At 58.0% G+C, this 22,686-nt stretch carries 19 protein-coding genes; 12 read left to right on the top strand and 7 right to left on the bottom strand.

The window, feature by feature from the left end; genetic code table 11:
• Positions 1 to 16: 16 nt before the first annotated feature.
• Positions 17 to 928, bottom strand: coding sequence for a 5-dehydro-4-deoxyglucarate dehydratase (gene kdgD, locus U6037_RS04140; RefSeq protein WP_016984321.1), 912 nt, complete (start codon positions 926 to 928; stop codon positions 17 to 19).
• 296 nt (positions 929 to 1,224) lie between these two features.
• Here kdgD and U6037_RS04135 point away from each other — a divergent pair, with 296 nt between their 5' ends.
• Positions 1,225 to 1,611 carry a hypothetical protein gene (locus U6037_RS04135; protein ID WP_322845895.1) on the top strand — a complete coding sequence of 129 codons (387 nt, stop codon included), beginning with the start codon at positions 1,225 to 1,227 and terminating at the stop codon, positions 1,609 to 1,611.
• Between the two features lie 207 nt (positions 1,612 to 1,818).
• On the top strand, positions 1,819 to 2,181 hold the full coding sequence (locus U6037_RS04130) for a hypothetical protein (protein ID WP_322845894.1): 363 nt from the start codon (positions 1,819 to 1,821) through the stop codon (positions 2,179 to 2,181).
• Positions 2,182 to 2,187: 6 nt separating this feature from the next.
• On the opposite strand, the gene U6037_RS04125 is transcribed toward U6037_RS04130, so the two are convergent.
• From U6037_RS04125 to U6037_RS04110, 4 genes are all read right to left on the bottom strand, one after another.
• Entirely contained in the window at positions 2,188 to 2,934 is a 747-nt protein-coding gene (locus U6037_RS04125; protein ID WP_176472316.1) for a FadR/GntR family transcriptional regulator, read from the bottom strand.
• Between the two features lie 129 nt (positions 2,935 to 3,063).
• Positions 3,064 to 4,791: an ABC transporter ATP-binding protein/permease gene (locus U6037_RS04120; protein WP_322845893.1), complete on the bottom strand. Its 1,728-nt coding sequence runs from the start codon at positions 4,789 to 4,791 to the stop codon at positions 3,064 to 3,066.
• Positions 4,792 to 4,887: 96 nt separating this feature from the next.
• On the bottom strand, positions 4,888 to 5,448 hold the full coding sequence (locus U6037_RS04115; RefSeq protein WP_003221630.1) for a response regulator transcription factor: 561 nt from the start codon (positions 5,446 to 5,448) through the stop codon (positions 4,888 to 4,890).
• Positions 5,441 to 6,703, bottom strand: a complete 1,263-nt coding sequence (locus U6037_RS04110) for an ATP-binding protein (protein WP_242205319.1) — start codon at positions 6,701 to 6,703, stop codon at positions 5,441 to 5,443. Before U6037_RS04110 ends, U6037_RS04115 begins: the two co-directional genes overlap by 8 nt.
• A gap of 238 nt (positions 6,704 to 6,941) precedes the next feature.
• Between U6037_RS04110 and U6037_RS04105 the strand changes: the two genes are divergently transcribed.
• On the top strand, positions 6,942 to 7,658 hold the full coding sequence (locus U6037_RS04105; protein ID WP_095119498.1) for an SIMPL domain-containing protein: 717 nt from the start codon (positions 6,942 to 6,944) through the stop codon (positions 7,656 to 7,658).
• 180 nt (positions 7,659 to 7,838) lie between these two features.
• Here the strand turns inward: U6037_RS04105 and U6037_RS04100 are convergent, their stop codons facing one another.
• Entirely contained in the window at positions 7,839 to 8,195 is a 357-nt protein-coding gene (locus tag U6037_RS04100) for a DUF6124 family protein (RefSeq protein WP_127925817.1), read from the bottom strand.
• A gap of 1,305 nt (positions 8,196 to 9,500) precedes the next feature.
• Between U6037_RS04100 and U6037_RS04095 the strand changes: the two genes are divergently transcribed.
• The 9 genes from U6037_RS04095 to U6037_RS04055 all read left to right on the top strand — a co-directional run bounded on the left by U6037_RS04095 (position 9,501) and on the right by U6037_RS04055 (position 22,129).
• The gene (locus U6037_RS04095) at positions 9,501 to 11,102 is read left to right on the top strand and encodes an ABC transporter substrate-binding protein (RefSeq protein WP_322845892.1); all 1,602 of its coding nucleotides are present in this window, start codon (positions 9,501 to 9,503) and stop codon (positions 11,100 to 11,102) included.
• Between the two features lie 260 nt (positions 11,103 to 11,362).
• Positions 11,363 to 12,988, top strand: a complete 1,626-nt coding sequence (locus tag U6037_RS04090; RefSeq protein WP_077571094.1) for an ABC transporter substrate-binding protein — start codon at positions 11,363 to 11,365, stop codon at positions 12,986 to 12,988.
• A gap of 299 nt (positions 12,989 to 13,287) precedes the next feature.
• A complete protein-coding gene (locus U6037_RS04085; RefSeq protein WP_322845891.1) occupies positions 13,288 to 14,886 on the top strand; it encodes an ABC transporter substrate-binding protein in 1,599 nt (532 codons plus the stop codon).
• Positions 14,887 to 15,061: 175 nt separating this feature from the next.
• On the top strand, positions 15,062 to 16,477 hold the full coding sequence (locus U6037_RS04080) for an OprD family porin (RefSeq protein WP_322845890.1): 1,416 nt from the start codon (positions 15,062 to 15,064) through the stop codon (positions 16,475 to 16,477).
• A 78-nt stretch (positions 16,478 to 16,555) separates the two neighbouring features.
• Positions 16,556 to 18,151, top strand: coding sequence for an ABC transporter substrate-binding protein (locus U6037_RS04075; RefSeq protein WP_322845889.1), 1,596 nt, complete (start codon positions 16,556 to 16,558; stop codon positions 18,149 to 18,151).
• A 73-nt stretch (positions 18,152 to 18,224) separates the two neighbouring features.
• Positions 18,225 to 19,235 (top strand): ABC transporter permease subunit, encoded by a 1,011-nt coding sequence (locus U6037_RS04070; RefSeq protein ID WP_007917620.1) that lies wholly within the window; start codon positions 18,225 to 18,227, stop codon positions 19,233 to 19,235.
• 11 nt (positions 19,236 to 19,246) lie between these two features.
• Positions 19,247 to 20,170 carry an ABC transporter permease subunit gene (locus U6037_RS04065; RefSeq protein WP_034154447.1) on the top strand — a complete coding sequence of 308 codons (924 nt, stop codon included), beginning with the start codon at positions 19,247 to 19,249 and terminating at the stop codon, positions 20,168 to 20,170.
• Positions 20,171 to 20,180: 10 nt separating this feature from the next.
• Entirely contained in the window at positions 20,181 to 21,149 is a 969-nt protein-coding gene (locus U6037_RS04060) for an ABC transporter ATP-binding protein (protein ID WP_322845888.1), read from the top strand.
• Positions 21,149 to 22,129, top strand: coding sequence for a peptide ABC transporter ATP-binding protein (locus tag U6037_RS04055; protein ID WP_007917625.1), 981 nt, complete (start codon positions 21,149 to 21,151; stop codon positions 22,127 to 22,129). The genes U6037_RS04060 and U6037_RS04055 overlap by 1 nt, the downstream gene beginning before the upstream one ends.
• Before the next feature lie 213 nt (positions 22,130 to 22,342).
• Here the strand turns inward: U6037_RS04055 and U6037_RS04050 are convergent, their stop codons facing one another.
• Positions 22,343 to 22,597, bottom strand: coding sequence for a hypothetical protein (locus U6037_RS04050; protein ID WP_322845887.1), 255 nt, complete (start codon positions 22,595 to 22,597; stop codon positions 22,343 to 22,345).
• Positions 22,598 to 22,686: the final 89 nt, after the last annotated feature.

The following is a 22,686-nucleotide window of genomic DNA, read 5'->3' as shown; positions in this document are numbered from 1 at the left end:
GCGTTTTTGTCGGGTGTTACTGCGCACCTTGCTTGTCGATCAGCGCGGCGAGCATTTCATACTCTTCGCCAGTCAGATCGGTCAGCGGTGCCCGCACCGGGCCTGCGTCATAGCCGGCGATTTTTGCGCCTGCCTTGACGATGCTCACGGCGTAACCGGCCTTGCGGTTGCGGATGTCGAGGTACGGCAGGAAGAAGTCGTCGATGATCTTGCCAACGGTGGCGTGATCTTCACGGGCGATCGCGTGGTAGAAGTCCATCGCGGTTTTCGGGATGAAGTTGAACACCGCCGAGGAGTAAACCGGCACGCCCAGCGCCTTGTAGGCAGCGGCGTAGACTTCGGCGGTCGGCAAACCACCGAGGTAGCTGAAGCGATCACCGAGGCGGCGACGGATCGACACCATCAACTCGATATCGCCCAGACCGTCCTTATAGCCGATCAGGTTCGGGCAGCGCTCGGCCAGACGTTCCAGCAACGGTGCGGTCAAGCGGCAAACGTTGCGGTTATAGACAACCACGCCGATGTTGACCGATTTACACACGGCCTCAACGTGAGCGGCAACACCGTCCTGGCTCGCTTCGGTCAGGTAGTGCGGCAGCAGCAACAGACCTTTGGCGCCCAGACGTTCGGCTTCCTGAGCGTATTCGATGGCCTGACGGGTCGAACCACCGACACCGGCGAGGATCGGCACGCTGGTTTCGCACGTGTCGACGGCAGTCTTGATGATTTCCGAATACTCGCTGGCGGCCAGCGAGAAGAACTCACCGGTGCCGCCGGCGGCGAACAAGGCTGAAGCGCCATACGGGGCCAGCCATTCCAGGCGTTTGATGTAGCCCGCGCGGTTGAAATCGCCCTGCGCGTTGAAATCGGTCACCGGGAAAGACAGCAGGCCGGCAGAGAGGATGGACTTCAGTTCTTGTGGATTCATTATTCGAACACCCTGGTAGCAACGTTTTTTGTGAGTGGACCATTCAGCCTTCGCTGAAGTTGTAGGTCATCGTACAACTTAAAAGATAACCGTCAACTGCATTTCATCGTTGGGGGTGGTTTTTTGTCGGACAAAATTGTTTAAGGCTTGGCAAAACTCGTCGCAAAGCTCCGTGATTGAAGGGTTTTAGCGCGGAAATGTCTGGTCAAGATTCGTTTACTGAACGCTGGAGAAACGCCGGGTAAGGTGCGACGACTGCCACGAAGGATCGTGGCGGACCTTCGAAGGAAACCGAAATGTTTGTGAATTATGCTGCGCCGACTCTCGCGCAAATGGCCTCTTCTGCCTCTGCCTCTGACACCCTCACCCTGCAGCTATCCGTGGTTCCCGATGTATTGATCGTACAGGTCCCGGATTCGAGCGATTTTCCGGCGAACTGGAGTGTCTACGCGATTCTTGGCGACGACCCTGAAGAGCCGGAATGGACAGGTGAGGAAGTGGACACCGGCACCTGGGACGATGCCGAAGACGAGATGGAAAAACTGACGGGGATCGAGTTGCAGATACCTAAAGAGGCGCTGCGGCCGTACCTGAACAGAGAGGTTGAATTGCGCTACAAGTTTTCCGATGAATCGAGTATGGAGCCGTTTTCGCGGGTGTTGAGGTTGCAGATTGAGGCTTGATCGTGAATTTTCGCTTGACCCGTTCACCGCCCCTGGCGTGAGCACTTCGCATGATGACCGTTCGTCGAGACTAGTATTTCTTACAGGTGCTTAAGAATGGGTACTCCTGAGCTAATGACGTCAGGAGATAACAAACCGACTCCGATCGTAGTGTGTCATCACTACGCGATTGCAAAGGTTTGATTGGTTATAAAAGGAATTTCGATCATGAATGTTCAAGTGAAAGCACTCGCTACCCCCCGCCTCCGCGAAGCCATCGAGCACAATGGAGAGTTCACACTTTACGTTCACAATCTGGTTGATCCTGCCCACGGCGAAGTCCAGTCATATCCAAATGTTAGCAAGGGAGACAAGATCACATTCAAGGTCAGTACTTCCACAGGGAATGAATACAGCCGGGAACTTGCCGTAGGGTCACCCGCCGATGCTCCATTTGTATTCGAGATCCCGAAAAAGATATTTGCAGAAAAGCTCGTACCAAGTGCCACCGCTAAATTGAGTTATAGCGTGCAGACCTCGTCAGGTAATACGGCTGAGTCTCCGGAGCTGCGGGTTTACCTCAAACTCTAATAAATACTAACCCTGCGCCTGCGCCTCTTCATGGGCCTGGCGCAGTCTTTCGCGGCTGTTGGTCAGGTGCAGCCGCATCGCGGCGCGCGCTGCATCGGAGTCCTGACGGGCAATCGCGTCGTAGATTTCTTCGTGTTCGCGGCTCAGGCGGCTCATGTAGTGCTGTTGATCATCGTGGGCCAGTCGCGCCGAATTCAGCCGCGTACGCGGAATGATGCTGGTGCCCAGGTGGGTCATGATGTCGGTGAAGTAGCGGTTGCCGGTGGACAGGGCGATTTCCAGGTGGAAAGCAAAGTCCGAAGCGACAGCATCACTGGCGTGGGCGGCGCTTTCGTTGAGTGCATCGAGGGCGGCGCGCATGGTTGCCAGTTGCTCGGCACTGCGACGTTGCGCGGCAAGGCCGGCAGACTCCACTTCGAGGCTGATGCGCAATTCGAGAATGGCCAGCACATCACGCAGGGTGACCACAGTGGCCGGGTCGATGCGGAAACCACTCGGGCTCGGCGTGTCGAGCACAAAGGTGCCGATGCCGTGGCGGGTTTCCACTTGCCCTGCAGCCTGCAAACGCGAAATCGCCTCGCGCACCACAGTGCGGCTAACGCCATGGGCTTCCATGATCGCCGACTCGGTAGGCAATTTGTCACCGCGCTTGAGCAGGCCATCGCGGATCTGCTCGCTCAGCACTGTCACCAGTTCCTGGGCCAGACTGCGGCGCTTGCGTGGGAGACGCGGGGTGTCGATCAGGTTTTCCATGGTGTGCATCTTGTCTCGAAAATTCGGCTTGGAGGCATGATAGCTCAAGCCGGTTGTACGATCACTTTCCATTTCCATACAAAACCTGTGGGAGCTGGCTTGCCAGCTCCCACATGGGATGTGTATTGATCAGGCAGTTACGGTCTGTTCAACCAGATGCCCGCTGTCGATCCGCACGTGCCGTGGATGGAAACGTTTCAAGCTGCTGCGATGGCCGACACTGACAATGCTCAGCCCCGGCAACTGGTCAATCAGCGCCTGATACAGCGTCGCTTCGTCTTCCTCATCCATCGCCGAAGTCGCTTCATCCATGTACAGCCATTGCGGTGCATAGAGCATGGCGCGGGCGAAAGCCAAACGCTGCTGTTCGCCCGGCGAGAGCATGCGCTGCCAGTGATTGGCTTCGTCCAGCCGCGCGACCAGATGCGGCAAGCGGCAGGTTTCCAGCACTTGTGCATAACGTTCCGGCGCGTAGGTGTCGCCCGCTTGTGGATAACTCAACGCCTCGCGCAGCGTGCCGATCGGCAGATACGGCTTTTGCGGCAGGAACAGATACCGCGCCGCCGGCAAGCGGATGTTACCGTGCCCCGCAGGCCACAAATGTCCCATCGCCCGCAGCAAGGTTGACTTGCCACTGCCAGAACGCCCGCTGAGCATCACCCGCTCACCCGGTTCAACAGTCATGTCTGCGCTGGTCAGCAGATGACGGCCATCGGCCAGATCCAGCCCCAGGTTGTGCACCTTCAGCTCGTTGCCCTGATTCTGCACGTCAATGGCCGGGGTGCGCTCTTCGTTGTCGGTCATGGCCTGGCGGAAACTCAGCAGACGATCACAGGTGGCGCGCCACGAGGCCAGCTCTTGATAGGCGCTGATGAACCAACTGAAACTCTCCTGAACGTTGCCGAATGCGGAGCTGATCTGCATCAGTTCACCGAGTTCGATCTTGCCGGTGAAGTAACGCGGTGCCGCAACGATAAACGGGAAAATCACGGCTGCCTGGCTGTAGCCGGCTGTAAAGAAAGTCAGTCGCTTGGACACTTTCATGATGTCCCAGAAGTTGTGCCAGACCAGACCGAAACGGTTGCTCAGTCGGCGGTTCTCGTTCGGCTCGCCGTTGTACAACGCGATGCTCTCGGCATTCTCACGAATTCGCACCATGGAGAAACGCAGGTCAGCTTCGAATCGTTGTTGTCTGTTGTTCAGGCCAATCAGGCGCCGACCGATCAAATGCGTCAGCCAACTACCTACCGCTGCATAAATCAGCACACACCAGAACATGTAGCCGGGAATCGTAACCCCGAACACTTCGATGCTGCCCGATACGCCCCAGAGGATGATCGAAAAAGACACCAGACTGACGACATTGCTCAGCAAACCAATACCCAGGCTCAAGGTGGTGGCGGTGAACTTGTTAAGGTCTTCGGAAATCCGCTGGTCCGGGTTATCGGTATAACCGCCCTGCTCCAACTGGTAATAATTCTTGTCGGCAAGCCAACGCGAGAAATGCTTTTCAGTGAGCCACGCCCGCCAGCGAATTGTCAGCATCTGGGTCAGATACAGCCTGTACACGGCACCGATAATCGCCACGGCCGCAATGCCGCAAAAATACAGAATCAAGCGCCAGAACGCCGCTTCGTCCTTCTTTTGCAGCGCGTTGTAGAAATCCTTGTACCAGGTGTTGAACCACACCGAGATGCCCACGCTCAGCAGCGAGAGCGCGATCACCGCAATCAGCAGCGTCCAGGCCTTGCCCTTCTCTTCACTGCGCCAATACGGCGTGATGATCGCCCACACCTTGCGAAAAAACTGCCCGCGCACAGCATCGTTGACCGCGGAATATTCAGCGTTCTGATTCATGGATAAGGCTCGATATAGAAAAGAACAGACACGCACCGATCATAGTAGATCGGTGCGTTTTATCGCGAGGGCTGGCGATAGTCGTTCAGCGCAGGTTCAGCGACGAACCGGGCGCTTCTGCAGTTTGCGCTGCAGGGTGCGGCGATGCATGCCCAAGGCGCGGGCAGTGGCGGAGATGTTGCCTTCGTGCTCGGTGAGCACACGCTGAATGTGCTCCCACTGCAGGCGGTCGACCGACATCGGGTTTTCCGGCACCAGACTGTCGAGGTCGGCGTGCTCGGACAGCAGCGCCGCCAATACGTCGTCGGCGTCGGCCGGCTTGCACAGGTAGTTGCAGGCGCCGCGCTTGATCGCCTCGACGGCGGTGGCAATGCTCGAATAACCGGTGAGGATCACCACGCGCATTTCCGGGTCCAGCTCCAGCAGTTTGGGCAGCAGCACCAGACCGGAGTCGCCGTCCATTTTCAGGTCGAGCGCAGCGTAGTCAGGCAGATCGGCCTGGGCGATGGTCAGGCCTTCTTCGGCGGAACCGGCGGTGCTGACGCGAAAGCCACGGCGAGCCATGGCGCGGGCCATCACTCGGGTAAACGTTGCGTCGTCGTCGACCAGCAGCAAATGCGGCAGTTCTTCGCCTTCGACTTGGATTTCGTCACTCATGTTGGTCTCCTCGGGCGCCGTGAGGCAGGCGCAGCTCGGTGAGCGTGCCGCCTTCCTCATGACTATAGAGTTTCACTGAGCCGCCGGCGCGTGTCACGCTGGCCTTGCTCAAAAACAGGCCCAGGCCGAAACCTTTGCCCTTGGTGGTAAAAAACGGTTTGCCGATCTGCTCGGCGATAGCCAGCGGCACACCGGCGCCGTGGTCACGAATACTGATGGTCAGGTTTTCCGCATCCCAGTCGAGCGTGACCTGGAGGTTTTCCGGGCAGGCATCGGCGGCGTTGTTGAGCAGATTGAGCAACGCCTGAGTCAGGTCCGGCGGCGGCGCCATGCGCGGCACCGTGCCTTGGCCGAGACGGTGGAAACGGTAACTGGCCTCCGGACGCATCAAGTGCCAACGGTTCAACGCTTCGTCGAGCCAGTCGGTGACATCCTGCATATCGATGGCCAGACGTCGGTTGGCCTCGGCGGCGCGAACCAGTTGCTGCAAGGTTTCTTTACAGAGTTTGACCTGGTCCTGCAGCACCTTCAGATCGTCCTGCAGCATCGGGTCGGGATGATCCTGCTGCATCTCCTTGAGCAACACGCTCATGGTCGCCAGCGGGGTGCCGAGTTCATGAGCAGCACCAGCGGCCTGGGTGGCGACGGCCAGCAATTGCTGGTCACGCAGGCCTTCTTCGCGACGGATCGCGCGTAATTCTTCCTGGCGGCGCAACTCTTCAGCCATGCGTGCCGCGAAGAAGGTGATCACCGCCGCTGCGAGCGCGAAGCTCAGCCACATGCCGTAGATCTGCAGGTTCTCACGGGCTACCGGCAATGTTTCCAGAGGATAGAAGCGCGTCAGCATCACCGTGTACAGCGCCAGCGCGATGCCGGAGAGAATCACCGAATAGCGCCATGGCAACGTCACCGCAGCGATGGTCAGCGGCACCAGATAATAGGAAACAAACGGATTGGTCGAGCCGCCGGAGAAATACAGCAGCGCACTGTGGATAACCAGATCGCAGGCCAGTTGCAGGGCATATTCGAGTTCGGTCACTGGCCACGAGGTACGCAAACGCACCGCGGTGAACACGCAGAGCAGCGTCGAGCAGCCGAGGGTCATCGCCAGTTGCACCCACGGCAATGGCAACAATTGCAGCCAGTAGGCCAGGCCAACTGAGCCGGCCTGCGCGGCAAGCACCAGAGTGCGGATGAAAGTCAGTCGCCAGAGGTTCTGGCGAGTGGCGGAAGTCAGTTGTACGGGGGCGAGCATGAGCTCTCCTGATGAGCGCTCCAGGCGGATCGCACGGAGTATAACCAAGCCGCGCCCTTCAGAGGCGAAAGTGCGGCAAACGACCACACTGCGCAAAGCTGCAAGTTTCGAGCTGCAAGCTATAAGTAAAAGCTTTTAGCTTGCAGCTCGACGCTTGCAACTTGAAGCTGCTTTATAGAGTCTGATGGTTTCACGCAGGCCCTCGAACCATCACCTGCGCCCTCATCAAGGAGCTTTCATGCACACATTTCGCCGCAGCGCCGCCCTTCTCGCCCTGACCGTCGGCAGCGTCGCCAGCCTTCCGGCCCTGGCCGCCGATGAGCTGCACTACAACCAGATTTCCCTGCGCGCCGAAGTCAGCACGGAAGTCGCCCGCGACCTGATGATCGTGACCCTCTACACCGAAGAGCAAAACACCGACCCGGCCAAACTTGCCGCCGACGTCAGCACCACCATGAACAAGGCACTGGCCCAGGCCAAGCAAGTCAAAGACATCACCCTGCGTCAGGGCAGCCGCAACAGCTACCCGATCTACGACACCAAAGGCCAGAAGATCACCGGCTGGCGCGAACGCGCCGAACTGCGCCTGGAAAGCGCCGACTTCGCCGCCCTGTCCAAACTCACCGGCGAACTGTTGGGCGACCTGAAAATGGGCGGCATGGACTTCGCCATCGCCGACCCGACCCGCAAATCCAGTGAAGACCAGTTGCTCAAAGAAGCCGTGACCGCCTTCAAGGCCCGCGCGCAACTGGCCACCGACGCACTGGGCGGCAAGGGTTACAAAATCGTCAACCTGAACCTCAACAGCAACGGCTATCCACAACCGTACCTGCGCGCACCGATGATGATGAAAGCGGCGGCCATGGATTCAGCGCCGGTGACGCCGGAAGTTGAAGCGGGCACCAGCCAGGTCAGCATGACGGCTGATGGCTCGATTGAAGTGTTGATGCAGTGATTTGATGTGGGCTGAATAAAAAGCCGCCGATCGGTGAATGATCGGCGGTTTTTTTGTGCCTGGGATTTATAGCGAACAATCCGCCGCCTTCGCGAGCAGGCTCGCTCCCACAGGTTGAACGCATTCCAATGTGGGAGCGAGCCTGCTCGCGAAGAACGATAACGCGGTGGATCAGACTGATTATGTCTGCGGATCAACCCGATCCAGCGCCCGATTCACCGCCAGCTCGGCCAGCATGATGATCTGCTGAATCGCCAACGCCGTATTACGCTCAGGCCGGCCCAACTGATCGGCAAAGTTACCGGTTAACGTGTTCGCCGACGCCAGTGATTCACAGGCATGCGCCAGCAGGCTTTCGGTGTCGATGTTCGGCTGGATCAGGAACATCGTGCTGGGTTGCCGGGGTTTTAGGGGTTCGGGACTGAGGTAGAAATCCAGGGCGCGTTTGATGGCTTCGCGGGTTTTGATTTGGTCGTCGGCGCGGATGGCGTCTTCGAGTGGGGTATCGAGGGGTGGGTCAGGTATCAATTTATCCATGGAAAATTTCCTTATGAACTGACGCCATTCATTTCCGATCTCACTCGGAAAATGAGGTGGCAACTATGTACGGAGTGAGATTACCGGTAAGGAAACCAACCCGGCCGGACAAAAGTCCGCCCGTACATAGCCGCCATAAAAACTGCTGACAGCATGAGCTGGCGGCGATTATGGGGTGGCTTGTGCAGGTTTCCAAATTCAATAACCGGGAATCTCACCTCCCGATCGCTGAGTCTTCAGCGACAACCAGAGCCTAGAGAGCGCACGTCCGACAGACAACCTGAAAACCTTGTGGGAAGGTTCTGGTTATCTGACACAGATTTAAACAGTCAAAAAGCCAACCCTCACCCTAGCCCTCTCCCGGAGGGAGAGGGGACTGACCGAGGTGTCTGGGAGAGTTACGCCGACGTGCGATTGCCGTGTTGAACTCAGATTCTGAAACAGATCAAAAGCCCCTCACCCTAGCCCTCTCCCGGAGGGAGAGGGGACTGACCGAGGTGTTTGGGAGAGTTACGCCGACGTGCGATTGCCGTGTTGAACTCAGATTCTGAAACAGATCAAAAGCCCCTCACCCTAGCCCTCTCCCGGAGGGAGAGGGAACTGACCGAGGTGTTTGGGAGAGTTACGCCGACGTGCGATTGCCGTGTTGAACTCAGATTCTGAAACAGATCAAAAGCCCCTCACCCTAGCCCTCTCCCGGAGGGAGAGGGAACTGACCGAGGTGTTTGGGAGAGCTACGCCGACGTGCGATACCGCGTTGAACTCAGATTCTGAAAAGCCCAAAAATCGGCTCCCTCTCCTTGGGGAGAGGGCTGGGGTGAGGGGCGAATCCACCACAAAACCAAAGCCGAACACCCGCTCTTCACTACTCAATAGGCCGAGTGTCAGCTCGCCTGCTCTTGATCTTGATCCACGGGCGACGTCGGAAGGCTGAGTGGAGGGATTGATCCGGGCGTGGGAGCGCAGCGACCGTTTGGCGCAGCCAAACACAGCGAGAGGAGGTGCAGCGAAGCAAACCGTAGGCGCTGCGCCCGGATCAATACCGCAGCGAAGGAACCCCGAGCCCCAGCGAGCGGGCCGCACGCAGGAGCAAGCCTTTTGGGTTACCTTTTCGGCGTTTGGAAAAGGTGACCCGCCGTAAGGGCGGAACCCTAAGCCGCCGTTACCGCAGCAACGGATATGTACCCGAAAAAGCCCCCTACATATACCGAGATAGACACTCCAACAGGAAAAACGATATTTCCGAACACCCCCAAATCCCCGCTAACCTAAACCGACAACCACCTCCAAATCCCCGGGGACTCCATGGAAAGATTCACCCTCAAACCACTATTAATCACCCTCGCACTAACAGCCATAACCCCGATCGCCAACGCCGCCACAACCCTGGTCTACTGCTCCGAAGCCAGCCCCGCAGGCTTCGACCCCAGCCAATACACCAGCGGCACCGACTTCGACGCCTCTGCCGAAACCGTCTTCAACCGCCTCACCCAATTCAAACGCGGCGGCACCGACATCGAACCCGGCCTGGCGACAAAATGGGACGTCTCCAGCAACGGCCTGCAATACACCTTCCACCTGCGCCAAAACGTAAAATTCCACACCACCGACTATTTCAAACCCACCCGAGACTTCAACGCCGACGACGTGCTCTTCACCTTCCAGCGCCTGCTCGACCCGGAAAACGCCTTCCGCAAGGCCTACCCCGCCGAATCCCCCTACTTCACCGACATGGGCCTGAACACCACAATCAAATCGGTAGAAAAACTCGACGACAACACCGTGCGCTTCAACCTCAACAACGTCGACGCCGCATTTGTGCAAAACCTCGCCATGAGCTTCGCCTCAGTGCAATCAGCCGAATACGCCGCACAACTGTTGAAAGAAGGCAAAGCCGCCGACCTCAACCAGAAACCCATCGGCACCGGCCCGTTCGTGTTCAAGCGCTACCAGAAGGACTCGCAGATCCGCTACGCCGCCAACACGGCCTACTGGAAACCCGAGGACGTGAAGATCGATAACCTGATTTTCTCGATCACCCCGGACGCCGCCGTACGCCTGCAAAAACTCAAGGCCGGCGAATGCCAGGTCAGCGGCTACCCACGCCCGGCCGACATCGAAGTGATGGAAAAAGACCCGAACCTGCGCGTACTCAAACAGGCCGGTTTCAATCTCGGTTTCCTCGCCTACAACACCACCCACGCGCCACTCGATCAGCTCAAGGTGCGTCAGGCGCTGGACATGGCCATCGACAAACCGGCAATCATCAAAGCCGTTTACCAAAGCGCCGGCCAGTTGGCGCAAAACGCCTTGCCGCCGGCGCAATGGTCGTATGACCCGACCATCAAGGACGCTCCCTACGACCCGGTCAAAGCCCGGGTGCTACTGAAAGAAGCAGGGGTTGCGCCGGGTACAACCATCAACCTCTGGGCAATGACAGTGCAACGCGCTTCGAACCCGAATGCGCGCATGTCGGCGCAGATGATCCAGCAGGATTGGGAGAAAATCGGCATCAAGGCCAACATCGTCAGCTATGAATGGGGCGAGTACATCAAGCGCGCGAAAAATGGCGAACACGACGCGATGATCTACGGTTGGACAGGTGACAACGGTGACCCGGACAACTGGCTTGGCGTGCTCTACAGCTGCGCGGCGGTAAAAGGCAGTAACTACGCCAAATGGTGCGATCCGGCCTACGACAAACTGGTGCAACAAGCCAAGTTGTCCACCGACAAAGCGCAGCGGGTAAAACTGTATCAACAGGCGCAACTGATCCTTAAACAGCAAGTGCCGATCACACCGATTGCCAACTCAACGGTGTTCCAGCCACTGCGCAAGGAAGTCACCGACTTCCGTATCAGCCCCTTCGGTCTAACCCCCTTCTATGGCGTCGGTATAAATAAGTAACACCGAGCCCCAAGGCGGCGCGCACAACGTGACCAACGCACCGTTTTGGGGCTTCATTTGCACCGTAAAAACCACCCGCAAACGGTCAAATGCGTCAGAAGTTATACAGATGCGACATTAAGGTACGTTCGTGCCACGGTTTAACGCTCACTCACACTCTGGATCTTGCATTGGGTATGGCCCCTGCATAAGTATCCGCAGGCACGACTCACGAGGTCGTACCTCACAACTAAAAAATGACAACAAATCATGAGGCCAACATGCTTAAACACGCGGTCATTCCGTTTTTAGTCGGCGCAGGCTTGTTAGCCTCCGCACCTTTCGCATCCGCTGCGACTAACCTGGTGTTCTGCTCCGAAGGCAGCCCGGCCGGTTTCGACCCAGGCCAGTACACCACCGGAACCGACTTCGACGCCTCAGCCGAAACCATGTTCAACCGCCTGACCCAGTTCGAGCGCGGCGGCACCGCCGTGATTCCTGGTCTGGCGACCAAGTGGGACATTTCCGATGACGGCCTGACGTACACCTTCCACCTGCGCGAAGGCGTCAAGTTCCACACCACCCCGTATTTCAAGCCGACTCGTGAGTTCAACGCCGACGACGTACTGTTCACCTTCAATCGCATGATTAACAAGGATGACCCGTTCCGTAAGGCGTACCCGACCGAATTCCCGTACTTCACCGACATGGGGATGGACACCAACATCACCAAGATCGACAAAGTCGACGACCACACCGTCAAGTTCACTTTGAAAGAAGTCGACGCTGCATTCATTCAGAACATGGCCATGAGCTTCGCCTCGGTGCAGTCCGCCGAGTACGCAGCGCAGCTGCTGAAAGAAGGCAAGGCTGCCGACATCAACCAGAAGCCGATCGGCACTGGTCCGTTCGTGTTCAAGAGCTACCAGAAAGATTCCAACATCCGTTACACCGGCAACAAGGATTACTGGAAGCCTGAGGATGTGAAGATCGACAACCTGATCTTCGCCATCACCACCGACCCGTCGGTACGTATTCAGAAGCTGAAAAAGAACGAGTGCCAGGTCACTCTGTTCCCGCGTCCGGCCGACCTGAAAGCGCTGAAAGAAGACAAGACCCTGAAGATGCCTGACCAGGCTGGTTTCAACCTGGGTTACATCGCCTACAACGTGATGGACAAGGTCAAGGGCAGCAACGAAGCCAACCCACTGGCTGACCTGCGCGTCCGTCAGGCGCTGGACATGGCTGTGAACAAACCACAGATCATCGACTCGGTTTACCAGGGCGCCGGCCAACTCGCCGTCAACGCCATGCCGCCGACCCAGTGGTCTTACGACACCACCATCAAAGATGCCAAGTACGATCCTGAGAAAGCCAAACAGCTGCTCAAGGAAGCCGGCGTCAAGGAAGGTACCGAGATCGTGCTGTGGGCGATGCCGGTTCAGCGTCCGTACAACCCGAACGCCAAACTGATGGCTGAAATGCTCCAGTCCGACTGGGCCAAGATCGGCTTGAAAGTGAAGATCACCAGCTACGAGTGGGGCGAGTACATCAAGCGCTCCAAAGGTGGCGAGAACCAGGCCATGATCATTGGCTGGAGCGGTGACAATGGTGATCCGGACAACTGGCTGAATGTGCTGTTCGGTTGCGATTCGCTCAGCGGCAACAACTTCTCCAAGTGGTGCGACAAGAAGTTCGACGGCCTTGTCAAAGAAGCCAAGCGCACAACCGACCAAGGTAAGCGCACCGAACTGTACAAAGAGGCACAACACGTCCTCAAAGATGCAGTCCCGATGACACCTATCGCTCACTCGACGGTGTATCAACCCATGCGCGCCAACGTGCAGGATTTCAAGATCAGCCCATTCGGCTTGAACTCCTTCTACGGCGTCAGCGTCAGCAAATAAGGCACTGCAGCGGCGACGTTTTTAACGTCGCCGCTGTTTTACCTGCCGGGAATTTAGGAAATTGCCTACAGCCAATTCCACTGTGGATTACCGCAGCGGTATAGGACGTGTCGCCTTTTCCTACGAGCTTTAAGGCATTTACGCATTTACTGCCAGGACCGCGGCCCCTACCGTCGGGTACTGACCAGTTTCTGTGTGGGCCACCGGTTTGCCGTACGTACTGGATTGAGCTCGATGCAGCCAAACGTCTCCGGATGGGACGGCGGCGCATTGAACAACACTAAAAAAGAGGGAGCGTCATGCGCCATACCTTGGTTTTTTCCGCATTGCTGGGCGCCGGCCTGTTGGCCGCCTCGTCCGCCAGTTTCGCCGCCAGCAAAAGTCTGGTGTTCTGCTCCGAAGGCAGCCCGGCCGGTTTCGATACCGCGCAGTACACAACAGCGACGGATAACGACGCCGCCGAACCGATCTACAACCGTCTCGTCGAGTTCGAAAAAGGCGCGACCAATGTCGTACCCGGTCTGGCCACCAAGTGGGACATTTCCGAGGATGGTCTCAAGTACACCTTTCACCTGCGTGAAGGTGTGAAATTTCATACAACGCCGTACTTCAAGCCAACCCGCGATTTCAACGCCGACGACGTGCTGTTCACGTTTAATCGCATGCTCGATGCACAGCAACCTTTCCGTAAGGCTTATCCAACCGAGTTCCCGTATTTCAACGGGATGAGCCTGAACAAGAACATCGCCAAGGTCGAGAAGACCGGGCCGCTGACCGTGGAGTTCACGCTCAACAGTGTCGACGCCGCGTTCATTCAGAACATCGCCATGAGCTTCGCCGCCATCCTGTCCGCCGAATACGCCGACAAGCTGCTGGCTGAAGGCAAACCGAGCGACATCAACCAGAAACCGATCGGCACCGGGCCGTTCGTGTTCAAGAGTTATCAGAAAGACTCGAACATCCGTTACACCGGTAATAAACATTACTGGGATCCGAGCCGGGTCAAACTCGACAACCTGATCTTTGCAATCAACACCGACGCCTCGGTCCGCGTGCAGAAGCTCAAGGCGGGCGAGTGCCAGATCACCCTGCATCCGCGCCCTGCCGATGTTGAAGCGCTGAAGGCCGATCCAAAACTGCAACTGATTTCCAAGCCAGGCTTCAACCTCGGCTACATCGCCTATAACGTGCGCCACAAGCCTTTCGACCAGCTCGAAGTGCGTCAGGCGCTGGACATGGCTGTGAATAAACAGGGGATTCTCAACGCTGTTTATCAAGGCGCCGGCCAACTGGCCGTCAACGCCATGCCGCCGACCCAATGGTCCTACGACGACAGCATCAAAGACGCCGCCTACAACCCGGAAAAAGCCAAAGAGCTACTCAAGGCCGCTGGCGTCAAGGAAGGCACCGAGATCACCCTGTGGGCGATGCCGGTGCAGCGTCCGTACAACCCCAACGCCAAACTGATGGCTGAAATGCTCCAGGCAGACTGGGCGAAGATCGGTCTGAAAGTGAAGATCGTCAGTTACGAATGGGGCGAGTACATCAAGCGCACCAAGAACGGCGAGCACGACATCAGCCTGATCGGCTGGACCGGTGACAATGGGGATCCGGACAACTGGCTCGGCACGCTGTACAGCTGCGACGCCATCGGCGGCAACAACTACTCGATGTGGTGCGATCCGGCTTACGACAAGCTGATCAAAGAGGCCAAGATCGTCACCGACCGCGACCAGCGCACCGTGCTCTACAAACAGGCTCAGCAATTGCTTAAACAGCAAGTGCCGATCACGCCTGTCGCCCACTCGACGGTCAACCAACCGTTAAGCGCCAGGATCGAAGGGTTCAAAGTCAGCCCGTTCGGTCGCAACGTGTTCTCGGGTGTCGGTATCGATTAAACCAGACGATTAGCCGCAACGCTGGGGGGCGCTGTCTAGCCCCTCACGCAAGCGCTTTGCCGAAATTCGCCAATCCGGCCTTTTGCAAACGTTTGCGATGTGTGAATGAGTTCTAAACCAATAACCGGCATACCAAAAAAAGCCGGCATAAAAAGAAAGTAAAGGAGCTTCACCCATGAAACTGAGCAGCACCGCGATACTGGCCCTGGCCATCAGCAGCATCACCGCCACGGCTTATGCGGAAACCCAAAGTCAGGCGTTCACCCCGGTGACCGTCAACACCAAGAGCGCCCAGGCTGAAGCAACCGGCTTCGTCGAAGGACAGTCGATTTCCGGTACGACGCGTAACTGGTACGCCAATGAGCAATTGAAACGTGGTGCCAAGTTCAAGTACCAAAAAAACGGTACAACCGAACTTACTGATCGCCGGATCAACTGGGTACAAGGCACGATTCTCAAGTACAACTCGGGGTTCACCGAAGGTACTGTCGGCATCAGCACTGAAGTGGCGGTCTACAACGCTGTAGCTCTTGAGCGTGATCGCAAAAACCTCGCTGCAAACGTCGGTGGGGCGCCGATTCCTAACGTCGCCTCCGGTAACAACCGGACCCTGACCCGAGATGGTGGCGATGCGGAGGGACAGTGGAGCAAACTGGGTCTGGCCAACGTCAAGGCGCGGGTTTCAAATACCACTCTGACCGCCGGCCGCCAAAACTTCAGCAGCCCGATGGTCGATGTGATCGGCAACCGCGCTCTTCCTTCGAGCTTCCAAGGTGTCAGCCTGCACAGCGAAGAGTTGGAAAACCTGACCTTCGACATCGCCACGTTCGACAAGAACTCGCCACGTATGGAAGAAAGCCAGCGCAAGTTCCGCTCCGAATATGCTGACACGCTCATTGAAATTGATCACGTCAACACCGCTGGTATTTCCTACCAGCCGTTTGCCAGTCTGAAAACCAGCCTGTGGGCAACTCAGGCTGAAGACATGTGGAAACAGTACTACTTCGGCGCTACCCACGAACTGGGCGACAGCCAGATCCTCAGCCTGACTACCGGTCTGAACTACTACAAGACCGTAGATGAAGGCAAAAAGAAGCTGGGCGAAATCGACAACGACACCTACTCGCTGTCGCTGGGTCTGACTCACCAGGCCCATAGCCTGACCTTCTCGTACCAGGAAATTAACGGTGACGAGTACTTCGACTACCTGCACGAAACCAACGGTATTTACCTGGCCAACTCCCTGCTCTCGGACTTCAACGGCCCGAACGAGAAATCCTTCCAGGTCGCTTACGGTCTGAACATGGCTGAATATGGCGTGCCAGGCCTGAAGTTCAACATCTACAGCGCTCGTGGTTGGGGCATCGACGGCACTCACTACAAAGGCGGCGCTTACGACAGCGTGCTGGCGATGGATGGCGAACACCACTACGAATACGGGATCGGTGCTGCCTATGCCGTTCAAAGTGGTCCGCTCAAAGCTACAGCAATCCGCGCAACCTACACTGCGCACCGTGCCAGTGATAATCAGCTGGATGGCAGCATCAACGAGTTCCGCCTCGTAACCACCATCCCGTTCAACATCCTGTAAAAAACGCCAACCGACGGCTGACTCATGATGAGTCGGCCGTTCGGTTTTTTGTCTTCAACCGATTGCAGAGGGTTATCGATGAAAATGCTTCCCCTACGTGCGGCCATCGCGGCTGCGTTGCTGAGTGTCGCTGTTGGCGTCTCGGCCAAACCCTTGGTGGTCTGCACCGAAGCCAGTCCGGAAGGCTTCGATATGGTCCAGTACACAACTGCAGTCACGGCGGACGCTGTGGCCGAAACCATCTTCAACCGCCTGGTGGACTTCAAGCCTGGCACGACGGAAATCGTTCCGGCCCTGGCAGATACCTGGGAAATCAGCGAAGACGGTCTGACGTACACGTTCCACCTGCGCAAAGGCGTCAAGTTTCACACCACCGAATACTTCAAGCCGACCCGTGACATGAACGCCGACGACGTGCTTTGGAGCTTCCAGCGTCAGCTGGACCCGAATCACCCGTGGCACAAACTGTCGAGCGTGGGCTTCCCGTACTTTGAAAGCATGGGCTTCAAGGAACTGCTCAAAAGCGTCGAAAAAGTCGATGACCAAACGGTCAAGTTCACCCTGACACGTCGCGAAGCGCCGTTCCTGGCCGACGTTGCGATGCCGTTCACCGCCATTTATTCCGCCGAGTACGCCGATCAGTTGCTCAAGGCCAACAAGACCGGCGACCTCAATAACAAGCCGGTCGGCACCGGTCCGTTCATCTTCCAGCGTTATGCCAAGGATGCGCAGGTACGTTTCAAGGCCAACCCGGACTATTTCCGTGGCAAGCCACCGGCCGACGCGCTGATTCTGGCGATCGCCACTGACAACAACGTGCGCCTGCAGAAGCTCAAGGCCAACGAGTGCCAGATCGCGCTGTATCCGAAACCGGATGACATCCCGAGCATCAAGAAAGACGCCAAGCTCAAGGTCGATGAGCTGAACGCGATGACCGTTTCGTATATCGCCATGAACACCCAGCACAAGTACATGAGCGACGTGCGTGTGCGTAAGGCGATCGATATTGCCTTCGACAAAGCGGCCTACGTCAACGCGCTGTTTGGCCCGGGCAATGCGACCGTCGCGGTCAACCCGTACCCGGACACGCTGCTGGGCTACAACCACGACCTGAAGAACCCGCCGCGTGACCTCGACAAGGCTCGCGCCCTGCTCAAGGAAGCCGGGGTTCCGGAAGGCACCGTGTTTACCCTGTTTACCCGCAACGGCGGCGGCCCGACCAACCCCAACCCGATGCTCGGCGCGCAAATGATGCAGGCTGACCTGGCGAAAGTCGGGATCAAGATCGACATCCGCGTGATGGAATGGGGCGAAATGCTTAAACGCGCCAAGGCCGGTGAACACGATATGGTCTCGGCCGGATGGGCGGGTGACAACGGCGACCCGGATAACTTCCTGACGCCTATGCTCAGTTGCGAAGCAGCAAAAAATGGCGAGAACTACGCTCGCTGGTGCAACGAGAAATTCCAGGCACTGCTGGATGAAGCACGGGCTAAAGTAGATCCGGCCGAACGCGCCGCGCTCTACGAACAGGCGCAAGTATTGTTTAATCAGGATCAGCCATGGATCAGCATGGCCCACACCAGGATGTTTACCGCAATGCGCAACAACGTAGAGGGTTATCACATCAGCCCTCTCACCACTAATAACTTCGCCACTACCCAGGTGAAGTAGATAAGAAACTCCCGGCGTCCCTGACCCCAGGGATGCCGGGCACGCCTAACCGGCTGATGAGGTACCACACACGATGTTTAGTTTTATTGCCCGCCGACTGGGGTTGTTGATCCCCACGTTTTTCGGCATCACCTTGCTGACTTTCGCGTTGATTCGCATGATTCCGGGCGACCCCGTGGAAGTGATGATGGGCGAACGTCGGGTCGACCCCGAAATGCACGCTCAGGCAATGGAACGCCTAGGTCTGAACAAACCGTTGTATGCCCAGTATCTGGACTACATCGGCAAACTGGCTCAAGGCGATCTCGGCGAATCCCTGCGTACGCGTGAAAGCGTATGGACCGAGTTCACCTCTCTCTTCCCGGCGACCCTGGAACTGTCCATGGCCGCCCTGCTGTTCGCCGGCATTCTCGGTCTTCTGGCCGGGGTGATCGCGGCACTCAAGCGAGGATCGCTGTTCGACCACGGGGTGATGGGCATCTCCCTCGCGGGGTATTCGATGCCGATCTTCTGGTGGGGCCTGATCCTGATCATGTTCTTCTCGGTGAGCCTGGGCTGGACCCCGGTTTCCGGACGGATCGACTTGCTCTATGACATCGAGCCGCGCACCGGTTTCATGCTGATCGATACGCTGCTGGCCGATGACGTCGGGGCATTCTTCGACGCGCTGCATCACCTGATCCTGCCGGCCATCGTCCTCGGCACCATTCCGCTGGCGGTGATCGCGCGGATGACCCGTTCGTCGATGCTCGAAGTGCTGCGCGAAGACTACATCCGCACCGCCAAGGCCAAAGGCCTGTCGCCGTCGCGCGTGGTGTTCGTGCACGGTCTGCGTAACGCACTGATTCCGGTGCTGACCGTGGTCGGCCTGCAAGTCGGCACGCTGCTGGCCGGCGCAGTTCTGACCGAAACCATTTTCTCCTGGCCCGGCATCGGTAAATGGCTGATCGAAGCCATCGGCGCCCGGGACTACCCGGTTGTGCAAAACGGCATCCTGTTAATCGCCTGCCTGGTGATTCTGGTCAACTTCGTAGTGGACATCCTCTACGGCTTTGCCAACCCACGCATCCGTCATCAGCGCTGAGGTCAATAACCATGAGCACTCCAACATCCTCAGTAGCCACCGCCGCCAACGCGGATCAAAGCCTGCTGTACCCGTCACCGTACAAAGAATTCTGGCAAGCCTTCTCGAAAAACAAAGGCGCGGTTGCCGGCCTGCTGTTCATGTTGCTGGTGATTTTCTGCGCGCTGTTCGCGCCGTGGGTCGCGCCGCACAACCCGAGCGAGCAATACCGCGACTTCCTGCTGACGCCACCGGCCTGGCTGGAAGGCGGGCAGATGCAGTTCCTGCTCGGCACCGATGAACTGGGTCGTGACCTGCTGTCACGTCTGATCCAGGGCTCGCGCCTGTCGCTGCTGATCGGCCTGTCGTCGGTGGTGATGTCGCTGATTCCGGGGATCCTGCTCGGCCTGTTCGCCGGTTTCTTCCCGAAGATGATCGGCCCGACCATCATGCGTCTGATGGACATCATGCTCGCCCTGCCGTCGCTGCTGCTGGCTGTGGCGATTGTCGCCATCCTCGGCCCTGGCCTGATCAACACCGTGATCGCCATTGCTGTGGTGTCCTTGCCGTCCTACGTGCGTCTGACCCGCGCTGCGGTGATGGGCGAACTGAACCGCGACTACGTGACCGCCGCGCGCCTGGCCGGTGCCGGTCTGCCACGTCTGATGTTCATCACCGTGCTGCCGAACTGCATGGCGCCGCTGATCGTGCAGGCGACCTTGAGCTTCTCCTCGGCGATTCTCGACGCTGCGGCACTGGGCTTCCTTGGCCTTGGCGTACAACCGCCAACCCCGGAGTGGGGCACCATGCTGGCCTCGGCCCGCGACTACATCGAACGCGCCTGGTGGGTGGTGAGTCTGCCTGGTTTGACCATTTTGCTCAGCGTGCTGGCAATCAACTTGATGGGCGACGGTCTGCGCGATGCGCTGGACCCGAAACTCAAGAACGCCGCCTGAGGAGATTCCCATGTCATTGTTAGAAATCAAGAATCTCAACGTTCGCTTCGGCGACAAGACCGCGACCCCGGTGGTCGATGGCCTCGATTTGAAAGTCGACAAAGGCGAAGTACTGGCCATCGTTGGCGAGTCGGGTTCGGGTAAATCCGTGACCATGATGGCGCTGATGGGCCTGATCGAGCACCCCGGCATCGTCACCGCCGACTCGCTCAGCTTCGACGGCAAAGACATGCTCAAACTGAGCAACCGTCAGCGTCGGCAAATCGTCGGCAAAGATTTGTCGATGGTCTTTCAGGACCCTATGACCGCACTGAACCCAAGCTACACCGTCGGCTTCCAGATTGAAGAAGTGCTGCGTCTGCACCTGAAAATGTCCGGCAAGCAAGCGCGCAAACGTGCGATCGAACTGCTGGAAAAAGTCGAAATCCCGGGCGCCGCCAGCCGTATGGACGCCTACCCGCATCAACTGTCCGGCGGTATGAGCCAGCGTGTTGCGATTGCCATGGCGATTGCCGGCGAGCCGAAACTGTTGATTGCCGACGAACCGACCACGGCACTCGACGTGACGATTCAGGCACAGATCATGGATCTGCTGCTGGCGTTGCAGAAAGAACAGAACATGGGCCTGGTGCTGATCACTCACGACCTCGCGGTTGTGGCAGAAACCGCCCAGCGCGTCTGCGTGATGTACGCAGGTCAAGCCGTTGAAGTCGGTCAGGTGCCACAACTGTTCGACATCCCGGCGCATCCGTACAGCGAAGCGCTGCTCAAGGCGATTCCAGAGCACAGCCTCGGCGCCTCACGCCTGTCGACGTTGCCGGGTATCGTCCCGGGCCGTTACGACCGTCCGCAGGGTTGCCTGCTGTCGCCGCGCTGCCCGTACGTGCAGGACAGCTGCCGCACGCAGCGTCCAGGTCTTGATCCGAAAAGCCACAGCCTCGCCCGCTGCTTCTTCCCGCTGAACCAGGAGGTGGCGTAATGGCCGTCGTACTTACCGCCCGCGACCTGACCCGTCACTACGAAGTCTCCCGTGGCCTGTTCAAGGGCCACGCGACCGTGCGCGCACTCAACGGTGTGTCGTTCGAACTGGAAGCCGGCAAGACCCTCGCCGTTGTAGGCGAGTCGGGCTGCGGCAAATCCACCCTCGCCCGCGCATTGACGCTGATTGAAGATCCGTCGTCCGGCTCGCTGAAAATTGCCGGCCAGGAAGTCGCCGGCGCCGACAAGGCGCAACGCAAGCAACTGCGCAAAGACGTGCAGATGGTCTTCCAAAGCCCGTACGCGTCGTTGAACCCACGGCAGAAAGTCGGTGACCAGCTCGGCGAGCCGCTGCTGATCAACACCAACCTTTCCGCCGCCGAACGTCGCGAAAAAGTCCAGGCGATGATGAAGCAGGTCGGCTTGCGTCCCGAGCACTACCAGCGTTATCCGCACATGTTCTCCGGCGGTCAGCGTCAGCGTATCGCCCTGGCTCGCGCCATGATGTTGCAACCGAAAGTGCTGGTGGCGGATGAACCGACTTCGGCGCTCGACGTGTCGATTCAGGCGCAGGTGCTCAACCTGTTCATGGATCTGCAGCAGGAGTTCAACACCGCCTACGTGTTCATTTCGCACAACCTCGCGGTGGTGCAGCATGTGGCCGATGACGTGATGGTGATGTACCTCGGTCGCCCGGTGGAACTGGGGCCGAAGAACGACATTTACGAGCGTCCACTGCACCCGTACACCCAGGCGCTGCTGTCGGCGACCCCGACCATTCACCCGGACCCGAACAAGCCGAAAATCAAGATCGTCGGCGAACTGCCGAACCCGCTGAACCCGCCACCGGGCTGCGCTTTCCACAAGCGCTGCCCGTACGCGACCGAGCGTTGCAGCACGGAAGAGCCGGCGTTGCGCCAGCTCGACAGCCGGCAGGTGGCTTGCCACTACGCCGAGCAGTTCCTCGACGGCGCGGCGTAAGCAAATCTGGAGGCCGACACGAAACCTGTAGGAGTGAGCCTGCTCGCGATGGCGTTATTTCAGTCAACATCCTCATCGACTGATCCACCGCTATCGCGAGCAGGCTCACTCCTACAAGGGATCGCATTTCAAACAGCGTGAAGTGTTGAGCAAACCCCTCCCACCTCGATTGCGCATCAGTCGAGGCAGTAGGGGTTTTCTTTTGCCTGCAATTTACGTCTGGCTGTCGCCCTCATCGTCGGTATCCGGCTCGTCAGTGGTCGAGTCGTCGTCATCGGCGCTGCCACCCTGCCCCTGATCGCCCGGTTCGGATTCAGACTTGGCCAGCATCAAGCCGCTGTGCCCAACCTTTCCGTTGAACGCCTGAGAATCGTGATCCTCGCACTCGGCCCAGGCCGTCGCGGTGCCGAGGGACAGCATGACCATCACTTTCAACAGCAATAAAACCCGTAGCAATCTGCTTTTCATAACGACTCCATCCTTTTTCAGGTGAGACATTCGTGCCTGACTGGCGCTGTGTGAAATCTAGTTCCGATCCATCGGGTTCACCAGATAGG

This window comes from Pseudomonas sp. B33.4 (assembly GCF_034555375.1).
Classification (GTDB): domain Bacteria; phylum Pseudomonadota; class Gammaproteobacteria; order Pseudomonadales; family Pseudomonadaceae; genus Aquipseudomonas.
The sequence above is the reverse complement of the archived record's forward strand: the minus strand, read 5'-3'. Positions and strand labels throughout refer to the sequence as shown.

What these genes read in the sequence shown, in the direction of transcription:
- kdgD (WP_016984321.1), bottom strand. Translation starts at nt 928, where the DNA reads ATGAATCCACAAGAACTGAAGTCCATCCTCTCTGCCGGCCTGCTGTCT.
- U6037_RS04135 (WP_322845895.1), top strand. Translation starts at nt 1,225, where the DNA reads ATGTTTGTGAATTATGCTGCGCCGACTCTCGCGCAAATGGCCTCTTCT.
- U6037_RS04130 (WP_322845894.1), top strand. Translation starts at nt 1,819, where the DNA reads ATGAATGTTCAAGTGAAAGCACTCGCTACCCCCCGCCTCCGCGAAGCC.
- U6037_RS04125 (WP_176472316.1), bottom strand. Translation starts at nt 2,934, where the DNA reads ATGGAAAACCTGATCGACACCCCGCGTCTCCCACGCAAGCGCCGCAGT.
- U6037_RS04120 (WP_322845893.1), bottom strand. Translation starts at nt 4,791, where the DNA reads ATGAATCAGAACGCTGAATATTCCGCGGTCAACGATGCTGTGCGCGGG.
- U6037_RS04115 (WP_003221630.1), bottom strand. Translation starts at nt 5,448, where the DNA reads ATGAGTGACGAAATCCAAGTCGAAGGCGAAGAACTGCCGCATTTGCTG.
- U6037_RS04110 (WP_242205319.1), bottom strand. Translation starts at nt 6,703, where the DNA reads ATGCTCGCCCCCGTACAACTGACTTCCGCCACTCGCCAGAACCTCTGG.
- U6037_RS04105 (WP_095119498.1), top strand. Translation starts at nt 6,942, where the DNA reads ATGCACACATTTCGCCGCAGCGCCGCCCTTCTCGCCCTGACCGTCGGC.
- U6037_RS04100 (WP_127925817.1), bottom strand. Translation starts at nt 8,195, where the DNA reads ATGGATAAATTGATACCTGACCCACCCCTCGATACCCCACTCGAAGAC.
- U6037_RS04095 (WP_322845892.1), top strand. Translation starts at nt 9,501, where the DNA reads ATGGAAAGATTCACCCTCAAACCACTATTAATCACCCTCGCACTAACA.
- U6037_RS04090 (WP_077571094.1), top strand. Translation starts at nt 11,363, where the DNA reads ATGCTTAAACACGCGGTCATTCCGTTTTTAGTCGGCGCAGGCTTGTTA.
- U6037_RS04085 (WP_322845891.1), top strand. Translation starts at nt 13,288, where the DNA reads ATGCGCCATACCTTGGTTTTTTCCGCATTGCTGGGCGCCGGCCTGTTG.
- U6037_RS04080 (WP_322845890.1), top strand. Translation starts at nt 15,062, where the DNA reads ATGAAACTGAGCAGCACCGCGATACTGGCCCTGGCCATCAGCAGCATC.
- U6037_RS04075 (WP_322845889.1), top strand. Translation starts at nt 16,556, where the DNA reads ATGAAAATGCTTCCCCTACGTGCGGCCATCGCGGCTGCGTTGCTGAGT.
- U6037_RS04070 (WP_007917620.1), top strand. Translation starts at nt 18,225, where the DNA reads ATGTTTAGTTTTATTGCCCGCCGACTGGGGTTGTTGATCCCCACGTTT.
- U6037_RS04065 (WP_034154447.1), top strand. Translation starts at nt 19,247, where the DNA reads ATGAGCACTCCAACATCCTCAGTAGCCACCGCCGCCAACGCGGATCAA.
- U6037_RS04060 (WP_322845888.1), top strand. Translation starts at nt 20,181, where the DNA reads ATGTCATTGTTAGAAATCAAGAATCTCAACGTTCGCTTCGGCGACAAG.
- U6037_RS04055 (WP_007917625.1), top strand. Translation starts at nt 21,149, where the DNA reads ATGGCCGTCGTACTTACCGCCCGCGACCTGACCCGTCACTACGAAGTC.
- U6037_RS04050 (WP_322845887.1), bottom strand. Translation starts at nt 22,597, where the DNA reads ATGAAAAGCAGATTGCTACGGGTTTTATTGCTGTTGAAAGTGATGGTC.